This is a genomic window from Methanocorpusculum bavaricum DSM 4179 (assembly GCF_000430905.1).
Classification (GTDB): Archaea; Halobacteriota; Methanomicrobia; order Methanomicrobiales; family Methanocorpusculaceae; genus Methanocorpusculum; species Methanocorpusculum parvum.
Genome location: NZ_AUMX01000011.1, coordinates 26,960 through 38,894, shown reverse-complemented (window position 1 = coordinate 38,894; position 11,935 = coordinate 26,960). Strand labels below are relative to the sequence as shown.

At 54.9% G+C, this 11,935-nt stretch carries 19 protein-coding genes; 12 read left to right on the top strand and 7 right to left on the bottom strand.

Annotated features, from left to right (window positions below):
* Positions 1 to 56 precede the first annotated feature (56 nt).
* The 6 genes from nadE to H575_RS04835 all read right to left on the bottom strand — a co-directional run bounded on the left by nadE (position 57) and on the right by H575_RS04835 (position 4,348).
* The gene (gene nadE, locus H575_RS04860; protein ID WP_042698800.1) at positions 57 to 812 is read right to left on the bottom strand and encodes an NAD(+) synthase; all 756 of its coding nucleotides are present in this window, start codon (positions 810 to 812) and stop codon (positions 57 to 59) included.
* Entirely contained in the window at positions 809 to 1,363 is a 555-nt protein-coding gene (locus tag H575_RS04855) for a hypothetical protein (RefSeq protein WP_042698797.1), read from the bottom strand. Before H575_RS04855 ends, nadE begins: the two co-directional genes overlap by 4 nt.
* Before the next feature lie 94 nt (positions 1,364 to 1,457).
* On the bottom strand, positions 1,458 to 2,192 hold the full coding sequence (locus H575_RS04850) for a protein-L-isoaspartate carboxylmethyltransferase (RefSeq protein ID WP_042698794.1): 735 nt from the start codon (positions 2,190 to 2,192) through the stop codon (positions 1,458 to 1,460).
* Positions 2,189 to 2,527, bottom strand: a complete 339-nt coding sequence (locus H575_RS04845; RefSeq protein ID WP_042698792.1) for a nascent polypeptide-associated complex protein — start codon at positions 2,525 to 2,527, stop codon at positions 2,189 to 2,191. Before H575_RS04845 ends, H575_RS04850 begins: the two co-directional genes overlap by 4 nt.
* The gene (locus H575_RS04840; protein ID WP_394296162.1) at positions 2,524 to 2,991 is read right to left on the bottom strand and encodes a PUA domain-containing protein; all 468 of its coding nucleotides are present in this window, start codon (positions 2,989 to 2,991) and stop codon (positions 2,524 to 2,526) included. The genes H575_RS04845 and H575_RS04840 overlap by 4 nt, the downstream gene beginning before the upstream one ends.
* Positions 2,951 to 4,348 (bottom strand): single-stranded-DNA-specific exonuclease RecJ, encoded by a 1,398-nt coding sequence (locus H575_RS04835; RefSeq protein WP_042698787.1) that lies wholly within the window; start codon positions 4,346 to 4,348, stop codon positions 2,951 to 2,953. The genes H575_RS04840 and H575_RS04835 overlap by 41 nt, the downstream gene beginning before the upstream one ends.
* A 63-nt stretch (positions 4,349 to 4,411) precedes the next feature.
* Between H575_RS04835 and H575_RS04830 the strand changes: the two genes are divergently transcribed.
* The 12 genes from H575_RS04830 to H575_RS04775 all read left to right on the top strand — a co-directional run bounded on the left by H575_RS04830 (position 4,412) and on the right by H575_RS04775 (position 11,110).
* Positions 4,412 to 5,785, top strand: a complete 1,374-nt coding sequence (locus H575_RS04830) for a bifunctional ADP-dependent NAD(P)H-hydrate dehydratase/NAD(P)H-hydrate epimerase (RefSeq protein WP_042698784.1) — start codon at positions 4,412 to 4,414, stop codon at positions 5,783 to 5,785.
* A gap of 1 nt (position 5,786) precedes the next feature.
* Positions 5,787 to 6,263 (top strand): cyclic pyranopterin monophosphate synthase MoaC, encoded by a 477-nt coding sequence (gene moaC, locus H575_RS04825; protein WP_042698781.1) that lies wholly within the window; start codon positions 5,787 to 5,789, stop codon positions 6,261 to 6,263.
* 136 nt (positions 6,264 to 6,399) lie between these two features.
* Entirely contained in the window at positions 6,400 to 6,984 is a 585-nt protein-coding gene (locus tag H575_RS04820) for a 50S ribosomal protein L15e (RefSeq protein ID WP_042698778.1), read from the top strand.
* A 24-nt stretch (positions 6,985 to 7,008) separates the two neighbouring features.
* Positions 7,009 to 7,653, top strand: coding sequence for an RNase P subunit p30 family protein (locus H575_RS04815; protein ID WP_042698774.1), 645 nt, complete (start codon positions 7,009 to 7,011; stop codon positions 7,651 to 7,653).
* Positions 7,650 to 8,093 carry an Rpp14/Pop5 family protein gene (locus H575_RS04810; protein ID WP_052319965.1) on the top strand — a complete coding sequence of 148 codons (444 nt, stop codon included), beginning with the start codon at positions 7,650 to 7,652 and terminating at the stop codon, positions 8,091 to 8,093. The genes H575_RS04815 and H575_RS04810 overlap by 4 nt, the downstream gene beginning before the upstream one ends.
* Before the next feature lie 2 nt (positions 8,094 to 8,095).
* On the top strand, positions 8,096 to 8,914 hold the full coding sequence (gene psmA, locus H575_RS04805; protein ID WP_042698771.1) for an archaeal proteasome endopeptidase complex subunit alpha: 819 nt from the start codon (positions 8,096 to 8,098) through the stop codon (positions 8,912 to 8,914).
* 8 nt (positions 8,915 to 8,922) lie between these two features.
* Positions 8,923 to 9,624, top strand: coding sequence for a ribosome assembly factor SBDS (locus H575_RS04800; RefSeq protein ID WP_042698768.1), 702 nt, complete (start codon positions 8,923 to 8,925; stop codon positions 9,622 to 9,624).
* A 59-nt stretch (positions 9,625 to 9,683) separates the two neighbouring features.
* On the top strand, positions 9,684 to 9,968 hold the full coding sequence (locus tag H575_RS04795) for a 50S ribosomal protein L37ae (protein ID WP_042698765.1): 285 nt from the start codon (positions 9,684 to 9,686) through the stop codon (positions 9,966 to 9,968).
* Between the two features lie 4 nt (positions 9,969 to 9,972).
* On the top strand, positions 9,973 to 10,104 hold the full coding sequence (locus tag H575_RS04790; protein WP_011833307.1) for a DNA-directed RNA polymerase subunit P: 132 nt from the start codon (positions 9,973 to 9,975) through the stop codon (positions 10,102 to 10,104).
* Positions 10,101 to 10,502 (top strand): Brix domain-containing protein, encoded by a 402-nt coding sequence (locus H575_RS04785; RefSeq protein WP_042698762.1) that lies wholly within the window; start codon positions 10,101 to 10,103, stop codon positions 10,500 to 10,502. The genes H575_RS04790 and H575_RS04785 overlap by 4 nt, the downstream gene beginning before the upstream one ends.
* Positions 10,499 to 10,729, top strand: a complete 231-nt coding sequence (locus H575_RS04780) for a KEOPS complex subunit Pcc1 (RefSeq protein WP_042698759.1) — start codon at positions 10,499 to 10,501, stop codon at positions 10,727 to 10,729. The genes H575_RS04785 and H575_RS04780 overlap by 4 nt, the downstream gene beginning before the upstream one ends.
* A 3-nt stretch (positions 10,730 to 10,732) precedes the next feature.
* Positions 10,733 to 11,110 carry a prefoldin subunit beta gene (locus H575_RS04775; protein WP_042698756.1) on the top strand — a complete coding sequence of 126 codons (378 nt, stop codon included), beginning with the start codon at positions 10,733 to 10,735 and terminating at the stop codon, positions 11,108 to 11,110.
* A gap of 17 nt (positions 11,111 to 11,127) precedes the next feature.
* Here the strand turns inward: H575_RS04775 and cofE are convergent, their stop codons facing one another.
* A complete protein-coding gene (gene cofE / locus H575_RS04770) occupies positions 11,128 to 11,916 on the bottom strand; it encodes a coenzyme F420-0:L-glutamate ligase (protein ID WP_245554494.1) in 789 nt (262 codons plus the stop codon).
* Between the last annotated feature and the right edge of the window lie 19 nt (positions 11,917 to 11,935).

Here is an 11,935-nt window from a genome sequence, read left to right as displayed (position 1 = left end):
TATTGGTTCTCCATTCTCATAAATTCCAATGTCTCGGCTCTCTCCTCCGTATCATTTCAGGTGGTGAGCAGATTTACCGCCGGGACACGTTTGTGCATGGAATATTTGACAAATCCAAGCACCTTCTCCTCAATCGGATTCGCAGGGATGCCGCCGCTCCTTTCCAAAGAGATCAGCGCTGCATCCAGTTCGGCATAGGTCATGCCAAGTTCCCCTTCGTCACTCTGCCCCTCCCAGAATCCTGCGCTGGGAGGTTTGCTGATGATCGAATCAGGGACACCAAGCTCCTTTGCGAGAAGAAACACATCCTTTTTCCAGAGATGGAGGAGCGGCTGGATGTCGGCTGCGGAGTCTCCCCACTTCGTTGAGTATCCGATCATATACTCGGTTTTGTTTGATGTTCCGCAGACAAGGAGACTGCGTGCCGCGGCGATATTATATAATGTGGTCATTCTGAGACGGGCCGCGATGTTCCCCCGCAGAATCGGCGTGTCGGTGATGTGAGGGGCTGCAAGAAATGCTGATCTGACTTCTTCTAAGGGGACTGTGATCAGCTCGACGCCCATGCTCCGGCACAGTTCTTCCGCATCGTCATGATCCGCCGGATCATTGGACGAGACCGGCATATTCACGCCTAAGACCCGTTCAGGTCCGAGCGCTTTGCAGCAGAGCGAGCAGGCGACCGCCGAATCGATCCCGCCGGAAATACCGACAACTATCCCGCGGGCATGTGCTCCCCATACTGTCTGTCTGATGAGATCTTTGATTTTTACGATCTCGCATCCTATACAATCGCAGGTTACTTCGGTCATTCATCCACCTTTTTTAATGCGTCATGAAGATTTTTCAGCGCATAACGTGTTCCCGGATGGTCCGTGGAAAACCCATCCAGGAATTCCGCCACGTCCCCGCTGATCTCCGGCGCAGGTCCCGGATATCCATGCCTCTGTGCATACCAGAACACCTCTCCGGCCGGTATCACCGAGAAGGGAGCGATCCGCCGCCCCTTGTCGGAACCGACCAGCCTGTCCTGGGTCCCGGCGCAGACGGACTCCAGGACATAGAGCGCCGCGTCGTCCAATGTGGCCGGCTCGAGGATCACGTCGGCATCCTTTGGCTCTTTCAAAAAGAGCAGATCGGTCCGGGCCGCAAGCATTTCCGCCAGAAAGATCCGCAGGGCAAAACTGCGAAACGTTTTGTCTTCTTCGACAAAGAGTCGTGTGCCTGAGGGAAACCCTCCCTGATGCCGGATCTCTTTTTTGGCTTTTGCCGCTATGTCGGCAGCAGCGTGATATTCGCAAAGAGAGAGACCCGAGTACGGCTGGATCACGGCCGCTTCTCTGCTGCACCTGCTGCATTTCATACAAGAAGTATGGGCTCTTCAAAGATATGGATATTCCCCGGGTTTGGGATCAGGCTCGCCGTCCCGATCCTGTCGGGCGGAAAAAAAAGTATGTTCAGAGTTTGCGGCAGACCGTCAGGTATCCCGTGTGGGAGACGCGTGTCGACGGTCTCGTGCCCCTTTTACTTCGGGTGAGTTCACGTTCCATGCACTCAAACGTCAGGACGGATTCCTCACCGAACATTTCCCGGGCAGTATCCATCACGCAGAAGGTCTGTTCCAGAAACGGCGTATAGGTCGCGAAGTACCCGCCGATCTTCAGGAGCGGGTATACGTGCCTGACGTGTTCGGGCTGGATCTGCATATCCAGATGGATGATATCGTAGGGTCCGTCCGTGACTTCCAGAACATCACAGGCCCGGCACTCGACGTTGTCGAGCCCGGCGTCCCGGATGTTTCCTTCCGCTATTTTGGAGAACTCGGGCCGTGCTTCGCAGGTGACTACCGAGCCTGCGCATCCGCCGAAGAAGATGGCCGCGATCCCCGATCCGGTTCCGGCATCCAGCACGCGGTCACGCCGGCACATTCCCGTGTAGGCCATGACCATGCCGATGTCTTTTGGCATCATGGGGGCTCCCGTCCGTTTTCCGTGCGAGAAAAAGTCCGTTGCTTTCGGGACGAAGACGTGGAACGTTTTTCCAAGATGGGTCAGGACGGCAGCTCCGTCCTCCAGTCCCGCGACCTCCGCAAGATCGATCATGCCAAGATCCGTCGAGAGTTTTCCCTCGCCGGCCTTCACATAATACTCGCGTCCGTGTCCGCGGACGATGACTCTGTTTGATCCGATCATACCGCGGTCAGTTTTAAAATTGCCTCGGCAATATCCCCTTTGCACTCGACGAGAGCGGCGCGGGCCGCGTCCGGCGAGACGGAAGTTTGTGAAGCCACAAGCTCCACATCCGACTCAGGGATCTCGACTGCGGCTTCTTCGAAGTGAACATCACCCGTAAGCTGATATGAGGTCTGACCCTGCATCGTGATGCCGACGACCTCGGCATTCAGAAAGACATAATTTCCGGACGCTGTGTAGACCACAACTTTCGAGACATCGGCGATCTCGTCCATCTTCATACCCATCTTCTTCATCGCTGCTTTCATCTGTTTGGGATTTACTCCTGGCATCATTTTTTGTTCCTTCCTTGTCTAACTTTTACTGCTGTTCCGTAATTAAATCCGATCATTTCGCTTCCGGAGAGTACTGCCATCCCGGTGGCGATCAGATTGTCCGATTCATCGACGACAAACACTTCGTCTTCTGCGTGAATATTTGGATCACTCGATATTACGTGTTTTGCCATCGCATTTTTGCCGTCGGCCACGAAAGGTACCGCCTCTTCCATGATCACGACCCGGTTTGCCGGAGCCGGCAGAAATGCATGCAGAGCCTGTGCTCCGGGATAGCCGAGCGTGAACCGCCCGTCATTCGCCCGGACAGTGACCAGCCGTTCTTTGGCCAGGCTCACGTACCGTACCCGCTTTGTGGTCGAGTATGAAAACGTGACCTGGTCGGGAAAGAGCGCTTCTCCTGCCCCCCGCCCGAACTGGAAGTCAGCGATCCTTCTGACCCGCTGCAAACTGCCCTTTGACAAGCTCGTTAACTCTTCTGATGAAATCATGCTCGCATCCTTTGGGGATATATGCGCCGGCTGCAATATTATGCCCTCCGCCTGCTCCCCCTGATTCGACGGCGGCCGTGACCAGAACTTCCTGCAGATCGACTCCGCGGCGCAGAACTTTTTCATAGGTCCGCATCGAGACTTTGATGAGATCGGGTTCGTCAGAGACGCTGCACATTACGAGGATCGGCTTATTGGTGTCGAGTTTTGAGAGAGCCATGCCTGCCCCGATCCCGGCGATCGTATCCGGATACTTATCTCCGGTATGGATCGCCTGGATCGATCCGAGATCTTCCACGCCCGTTTCGATGATGTACTCGCAGAGTTCGCGGATGATGGATCGGTGATGTCTGAGCATATGCTCGGCCTCACGGTACTTCTGCCCCCGGTCGCCGAAACAGACAGCCTCGCCGATCTTCGGCTTGGCCCATCTGCCGCAGGCATTCAGCATCGTGGCATACTCAGACGCATTCCTCAGCGGCGTTTTTTCCATCTCATCAGGGAAGAAGTAATGTTCGGCAATAAACCCGTCTGATGACTCGCCGTTGGCAATGATCTGCTCTGCAAGAACGCTGGCAAGTCTTTTTTCCTCTTCGGAAGAGAGTTCTTCCCAAACCCTCTGGTCAGACGGTGACTGGTAGATCCCGATCCGGCAGAGCAGCGCGGCTGCTTCTGCAGGTTTTCCTGAGATGCCGGGTATCTGCGGATCGTCAGCATTCGAGAGACAGATGTGAAGCGGCCTTGTTGAGAGGCCATAACAGTTTATCCCGCGCCTGATCCGGATATGCCCGCTGTCAGCTCCGTCCTCTGCTATCCATCTGGCAACACCAACCAGTCCGTGATTTTCCCGCGCCATCATATCGCCGACGTTTCCAACGACGGAAAGTTTTGCCAGATCAGTATTTGCCGGGTCGAGCTTTCTTGCGACCAAATAAGCAATGCCTGCGGCGCTGCATTTTACGTAATCCTCCCCATAAAACTGGGAGTTCACCTGAAAGTATTCTGTGCCGCCGGGTGCCGGCTGACTTATGTGGTGGTCAAGGATGAGGACACTGTCTGCCGTGATGCCTGCTTCTTCCAGAAGATTCTGCTGACCCCCGCCAAGATCGGTGAAGATCTTCAGCGTGTCGTCATCCGGGATATGCTTCATGGTCATCGGCTCGAGCTGGCGGACAAAGACCGGGTTTACCGGGATCCCCAGCCGGGTGACGGCCTGCGAGATGATCGCTTCGCTGGAGATTCCGTCGGCATCTATGTGCGAGATGAGGGTGGCGGCGTCAGCTTCCAGAATTATCTTTGCGGCGCGGCTGACATCTTCAACGAATCCCATTCCTTATCTGTTGGGATGTATGTGGGGAAAAATCATTACCAGTGCAGACACACACTAACATATATGCGGGATCTGATTCAGTTCGGTCTCTCCGGCGTTATTTCACCGGAGACGATGCGTGTCGTTGATAAAAACGCGGATGATTACGGCATCTCCGCGGCCGAGCGCATGGAGAGCGCGGGATCCGTACTCGCCGCCGCCGTCCGATCCGAATCTCCTGCATCCGTTCTGATCCTCTGCGGAACGGGAAACAACGGAGGAGACGGATTTGTGTGCGCCCGTCATCTCGCAAAGGAGTATTCGGTAATGGTGGTCTTCACCGGAAAGCCGAAGACGCCGGAGGCAGGGGCGGCGTTTTTTGCACTGGAAGGGTGCCCGGCGGAACTTTCTTCCACCTGGTCGGCTGAGGATTTTTCCGCCGATGTGATCGTGGATGCTCTCATGGGAACAGGCGCCTCCCTGCCGCTTCGGGAACCATATGCCTCCCTTGTGGATCTGATGAACGCGGCAAAAGGCCGGATCCTTGCCTGTGATATGCCGACGCCCGGGGCAAGGGCGGACCGGGTTATCGCATTTCATCTTGCAAAAACCGAAGGCGCCGAGGCATACAGTATCGGGATCCCGTTCGGCGCAGAGATTTTCTGCGGGAAAGGGGATCTTCTTTCAGTCCCCAAAAAGCCGTCCGGAGCGCACAAGGGATGGGGGGGCTATGTGCTCGTGATCGGCGGAGGGCCGTATCAGGGTGCGCCGTTCCTTGCTGGCTGCGCCGCCCTCAGATCAGGCGCGGACGTCGTCCGCGTAGCGGCTCCCGTTGACGGATTCATGCCGGATCTGATCCTTGAGAGACTGCCGGGAAACAAAGTGGGCAAAGAGCATCTGGACCGGCTGCTTGCATTAGCAGAGAACGCGGATGTGGTGATCGCCGGCCCTGGTCTTGGTGCCGATCCGGAAAGTCTCGAGGTGGCTTCGCAGGTGGTCTCCGCCGCGAAACGTGCCGTGGTGGACGCCGATCTCCTGCGAAATCCTCTGCCGAAAGCACGGGAGCAGACGATCTACACGCCGCATGCAGGCGAGTTTGCCAGGGTCTTCTGTCCGGTCCCGGAGAAGCTCAGTGATAGGGGGGTCGTCGTACGGGAAGCGGCGAAACGTGCCGGCGGGACAGTCATTCTAAAAGGGGCGATCGATGTGATCTCGGACGGCGCCCGGGTGAAGTTCAACCGGTCCGGCGCCCCGGGTATGACCACGGGGGGCACCGGCGATGTTCTCTCAGGCGTATGCGGCGGACTTCTTTCACGAATGAATGCCTTTGAGGCCGCCTGCGCCGCGGTGTATGCCGCGGGATTGGCCGGGGAACTGGCTGATGAAGACACCGGGGACGGTTTAATCGCAAGCGATTTACTCAGGCACCTTGCATACATAGTGTATAAGGAGAAATAAGATGCCGGTTTTTACGCACCTGAATGAAAATAACGAAGTCCACATGGTGGATGTGACGCCAAAGCCGGATGTTTCACGTGAAGCTACCGCAAAGGGACGGATCTATCTGCGGCCTGAAACGCTCGCGGCCATCGCCGAAGGCCGGGTCCTTAAAGGAAATGTGCTTGCAACTGCCCAAGTGGCGGGAACGCTCGCGGTAAAACAGACATGGGCACTCATCCCGATGTGCCACCCCCTTCCGGTTGGCGGGGTGACGATCTGGTTTGAACAGACGGACGAGTACATCGAGGCGTTCTGCCGGGTAAAAACCTACGGGAAGACCGGTATCGAAATGGAAGCGCTGACTGGAGTTTCCCTGTCACTTTTGACGATCTGGGACATGGTCAAGTCGGCGGAGAAGGACGAGGCAGGCCAGTATCCGGTGACCCGCATCGACGGTATCGCTGTTATAGAGAAGATCAAGGGAACGCCCGAGTAAAGCCTCCTTCGGCCATCACGGAGTATTTATACAACATAGCCCCAATAATATACAGTTTACAGCTAGCCGCATCCAGTGCGGTCTGTATATCACAGGAATGTAGCCTATACGGCTGAACCTGAGGTGAAACCAACACATGTCGAAATCAATGTATGGATATGTCCGTGACGCGTGGAAAAAGCCCGCAGAGTCCGGAGTAAAGAAACTCCTCTGGGAGAGAATGCAGACCTGGCGCCGTCAGGGCGCCGTTGTCAGGCTTGAGCGCCCGACCCGTATCGACAGAGCGCGGGAGCTCGGCTACAAAGCAAAGCAGGGCATCATCGTTGTTCGCGCATCCATCCGCCGCGGTGGCCGCAGAAAATCGAGATATATCCGCGGACGCAGAACCAACCGTATGGGAATGCGCAAAGCAACCCCGGGCAAGAACCTGCAGTCGATCGCAGAAGAGCGCGCCGCAACCCGCTACCCGAACATGGAAGTTCTGAACTCCTACTGGGTAGGCCAGGACGGAAAGAGCAAGTATTACGAGATCATCCTTGTTGACAGAAACAGCCCGTCTGTTCTCGCCGACAAGAACCTCGCATGGGTTGCCGAAACCCGCGGACGTGTGTTCCGTGGTAAGACTTCCGCCGGAAGAAAGGCACGCGGACTCCACAACCGCGGAACCGGAACTGAAAAGTGCCGGCCCAGCATTACTTCCCACAGGAACCAGGGTAAATAACCCTGTTCTCATTTTTTTCTCATTATGATAACAGACGCATGCGTGTATGCGAATAACTCATCACACACAACGCTTCGTCGTTTTGCCCTGACCGCCGCATCCTGCGGTTTTTCCCGGATCATCGCCTGCGATCCTGCCGAGGATATCTCCGAGTATGCCGGCGTTTCTATTCTGAAAGGCAGACTGATCGGCAAACTGAGCGGAAAGGCATTCTTCGACGCGGTCAAAAAGACCTCTGCCGGCACGGTCGTCTTCGTGCAGGTCGGAGAAAACAGTTTCAACCGCACGGCCGTCACCACGAAAGGAGTACATCTTCTGACCGGCATCTCTGACCTTCCGAAAGGCGGATTCGATCACATCGTTTCGAAGATGGCGGCACAGCAGAACACCGGCGTCGTTCTTGACTTCTCACGGATCATCGATCCGAAAACACGGCGGACTGCTCTTTCCCGGTATGACGAGATACTTGCTTTCCAGCGGAAGTATCATTTCCCGCTTTTGATCGCAAGCGGCGCATCCGAGTGTCTCGGACAGCGGAATATCACCGAGATCATCGCACTCGCCGACCTCTTCGGGATGACAGAACAGGAAGTCAGATCTGCTCTCGACTCACTCGATGGCATTCTTTCTCCGAAAAAGACCGTTGAGATCGTGGAGGAGAGATCATGAGCGTCCTTCCGCCGACACTTCGTGAGAACCGGCGTTACGTCCTGTTTCGGATCATCACGCCCGTGAATCCGACCCAGAAGGAGGTGTACCGATCCATGGCTGAATCGGTAACTGCACTTTTCGGCGATGCGGGGGCGGCAAAAATGCATCCCGCTGTCGTCTGGTCCGAAGGTGAATATGCGATCGCCCGATGTACCTGCGGATATGAAAAGTCCCTCATCGCCGCTTTGGCCGTTGTCACGAAAGTTTGCGGTGAGCCGGCGGCATTCAGATCGGTCGCAACCTCCGGGACCATCCTTTCTTTGAAAAAAAAGGTGGTTCACGAGGCGGCAGATGATGCCGCGTATCCGGGATATCTGTGCGCAGGTAAGAAGGTTAATAATCTTTCAAAAGAGAATGGGCATAGATATCTAACTAGAGATGATATAATTAAGGAGTAACAATGCAGCCACAACAATATCAAATGGGCGGATACGATCGTGCCATCACGATGTTTTCCCCCGATGGACGTCTGTATCAGGTAGAATATGCCCGTGAAGCGGTCAAAAGGGGAACGACCGCTGTCGGCATAAAATGCAAGACGGGAGTTGTACTTCTCGTTGACAAACGGGTGAACTCCCGTCTCCTGGAGCCCTCCTCGATCGAGAAGATCTTCCGGATCGATGAACACATCGGCGTCGCCTCCTCGGGTCTCGTCGGAGATGCACGGATACTCGTTGACCGTGCACGGATAGAATCCCAGATCAATCGGGTCAGTTACGGCGAACCGATCGATGTGGAGACTCTCGCAAAGAAACTCTGCGATCACATGCAGAGCTACACGCTGTTCGGCGGGGCGCGGCCTTACGGAACGGCGCTTCTGATCGCCGGGGCCGAGTCGTCGCCGACCGGGCAGAAGTATCATCTCTTCGAGACCGACCCGTCCGGAACACTTCTCGAATACTCCGCAACCGGTATCGGTATCGGCAGACCGGCTGTCATCAAACTCTTTGAACAGGAGTACAAAGAGACTTGTACTGCCGAAGAAGCAGTTCTGCTCGGCCTCAAGGCTTTGCACACCGCCACTGAAGGCAAGTTCGATATGAACACCGTCGAGATCGGCATTGCCGGTGAGTATTCCAAGAAGCACTCTTCCAAAAAGGAGACTGAGACCGCAAACGGAGCAAAAATATCGACACTCTCGTTCAGAAAACTGAATGCAGATGAAGTAAAGGCAGCTGTTGCCAAATTTTCCAAGACGACTCCTGCGAAAAAGGAGTGAGCTGATCTATGATTTCCCTTGATGATGCAGTAACCGCCCGTCTGGAAACACACGGACTGAAGTTTGAACTGTTGGTCGATCCAGAACTTGCCGACAAAATGCGGCACGGGGCGGATCTCGACATTGAAGATGTTGTTGCAGCGATGTATGTGTATGAGAACGCCTCGCGCGGAGACAAGTCTCCGGATGAGGATATCCTGAAGGTGTTCAAGACCACTGATTTTCGGGAAGTCGCCAAACACATCATTCTCAAAGGTGAAATCCATCTCACGACCGAGCAGCGGCGTCATCTGATCGAAGAAAAACGCAGACGCGTGATCGCGTTCATCGCACGAAACGCTGTCAATCCGCAGACCGGCCTTCCCCACCCGGTCATGCGGATCGAGATGGCTCTGGAACAGGTCAGGGTAAACTACGATCCGTTCAAATCTGTAGATGATCTGGTCAAGGAGACCGTCAAAGCTTTGCGTCCGATCCTGCCGATAAGGTTCGAGGAGCGGCGCATCGCCGCCAAGTTCCCGATGGACTTTGCGGCCAAAGCCTATGCTTCCATCTCGAGCGCGGCCTATGTGACCATGGATAAAAACGAATGGCAAAGCGACGGATCATGGATCTGCGTCGTAACGATTCCTGCCGGCATGCAGGAGGAGTTCTTCAATCTGGCAAATGCCGCAGCGAAAGGCGATGCACAGCTGAAGATTCTTGAGTAACGCATACTATTAAAACAACTGAGAACGAATATTACTAGATATTTCTGGAGGAATAAAAAATGGCATCCAAGAGTAAACATGTTGCAAAAGGACGCGTAACCGGCAGTGCCGGCCGCTTTGGTCCGAGATACGGCCGTTTCTGCCGTAAGATGGTCAATGAGAGCGAGAAGATTTCCCGCGCGAAACACCTGTGTCCGATGTGCGACACGATCGCAGTAAAGCGTGTCGGCACCGGTATCTGGGAGTGCAAGAAATGCGGATACAAATACGCAGGCGGCGCCTACGTTCCGCAGACCCCGGGCCTTAAGGTTGTTCTTCGCGCCATCGAGACGAAAGGAGTATAACCCAATGGTTGCTTACAAGTGCGCCCGCTGTAAACAGCTGGTAGAAATCGGTACGAACATCCGCTGTCCCTACTGCGGTCACCGTATCCTTTTCAAGGCCCGCGGTGCCGGCACGAAAGAACTGAAAGCCAGATGACGATCGTAACTTCATCGCGCAAACCAGCACCGGAGGTCCGGAAACTGGCAAAAGAAATCGCTTTTGCTCTGGACTTCCCGTTTGTCCAGCGGGGAAAAGCAGGCATACATGATATAGGGGGAGAAGACCCCCGTGTTATTTTCCTGTCAGGCTCGAAACGGCAGGGTCCGGTGTTCGATTTGATGGTGAATGATTCCCTGGTTTTTTCCATGCTGATCAGCAACGTAAAAGAGTCCGAACGAACCGGTCCGTTTACCAAAGGATTTCTCACCCGGGAAAAGGAGCTGTTCGATTATCTCTCGCCGCATGTTCCCATCACCTATGATGAGAATGCTGACGGTCCTATCGTTTTTTGCGGCACACAGAAAAGACAGTATGTCCTGCAGGTTATGGTATGAACCACGCCGCCCGTTTTGTCTTTGAAACCAGGTTTGCAGAAAAACTGTATGAAGTTCTCGCCCCGGAGATCGCAAGTGATCCGGGAGAAAAATCCAACGTGCGGCTCACCCGCAGCGAATCATCCGTGTTCCTCTCTGTAGAGGCGGAAGATGCTGCAGCTCTTCGGGCATCCCTCAATATGTGGCTGCGGTTGGTTAATGTATCCCATGAAGTATTGGAGTTGTAAAAAATGACAGCACCCCAGCAGGCGGCGGGTATCCCGCCGCAGATCCAGCAGCAGCTTGGAATGTTCCAGCAGATCCAGCAGCAGCTTCAGCAGGTATCGTCCCAGAAAATGCAGTATGAGATGACGCTGCGTGAAACGAAACGCGCCCTTGAAGAGATCGAGTCGGCAGCGGAAGACGCAGTAATGTATTCGGCAGTAGGTTCGATTCTGATCCAGAAACAAAAACCGGCCGTCAAAGCGGAACTCGAAGAGAAGGTCGACTCCCTTGAACTCCGCATCAGCTCACTGGACAAACAGGAAAAGGCAATGACCACGAAAGCGGGCCAGCTCCAAAAGCAGATCCAGGAAGCCATCAGCGGCGGCGTCCCGGCTGCCCAGTAACTTTTTTTTCTAAAAAATTATTTGCCGAGACTGAGGAAGAGATCCTCTTCGGCGGAGATCGTTTCGATTTTACAATTTTCGCATCTGACATACGGGTATCCGCGTACAAGCACAACCGGGACCCCTTCTGAAGACTCGCCCATAAGAAGTTCGGCGGTCGAAGCAAGAGAGTCGGCTATCGCCCTCCGGGTGACCTGCAGTTTGTTTCCATACAGGTCTGGTTTACCCCGTTCGTCGGTGATCGGCAGGATCCCCGAACAGCCGATAGCGACTCCCGACACCCCAAGACGCATCGAATGGGTCCGGGAGTCTATGATGATGACGGCGGCATCCTTTCCGGTGCGCTCCATTATTCCTTTTCTCAGCCGTCCGGCACTGGCTTCCGGATCGGCCGGCAGACGGGTGACCCACCCGTTTGGCGCGTTCGACTCGTCCACGCCGGCATTTGGGAGGATCAGATTCCATTTTCCGGCAAGCAGATATCCCGGAATGCCGCCGACGATCGTATCGCTCTCCATCAAAACGACCTCGGCAACCCGGGGGTCGAGATGATACTTCTCTGAAAGTCTGTATGCCTCGGCGGACGGGGTGATGTCATCGAGCCTGACATTCCGACCTTCGGTCGTGGAAAGCGGCGACTCGGCAAACAAAAGGATGTCGCCGTCTTCTATCGTCTTTGCCTCGGTGTTTTTGAGGGCGGAGATGACCCGGTCAAGTATATCGTCACCGGATACAAGCAGCCCGGTGGAGATTCCGTATACAGAGAAGAAACCCGACATGTGGGGAAACATATGCTCTGCACTCATATCAGCTTTCGGATTAAAA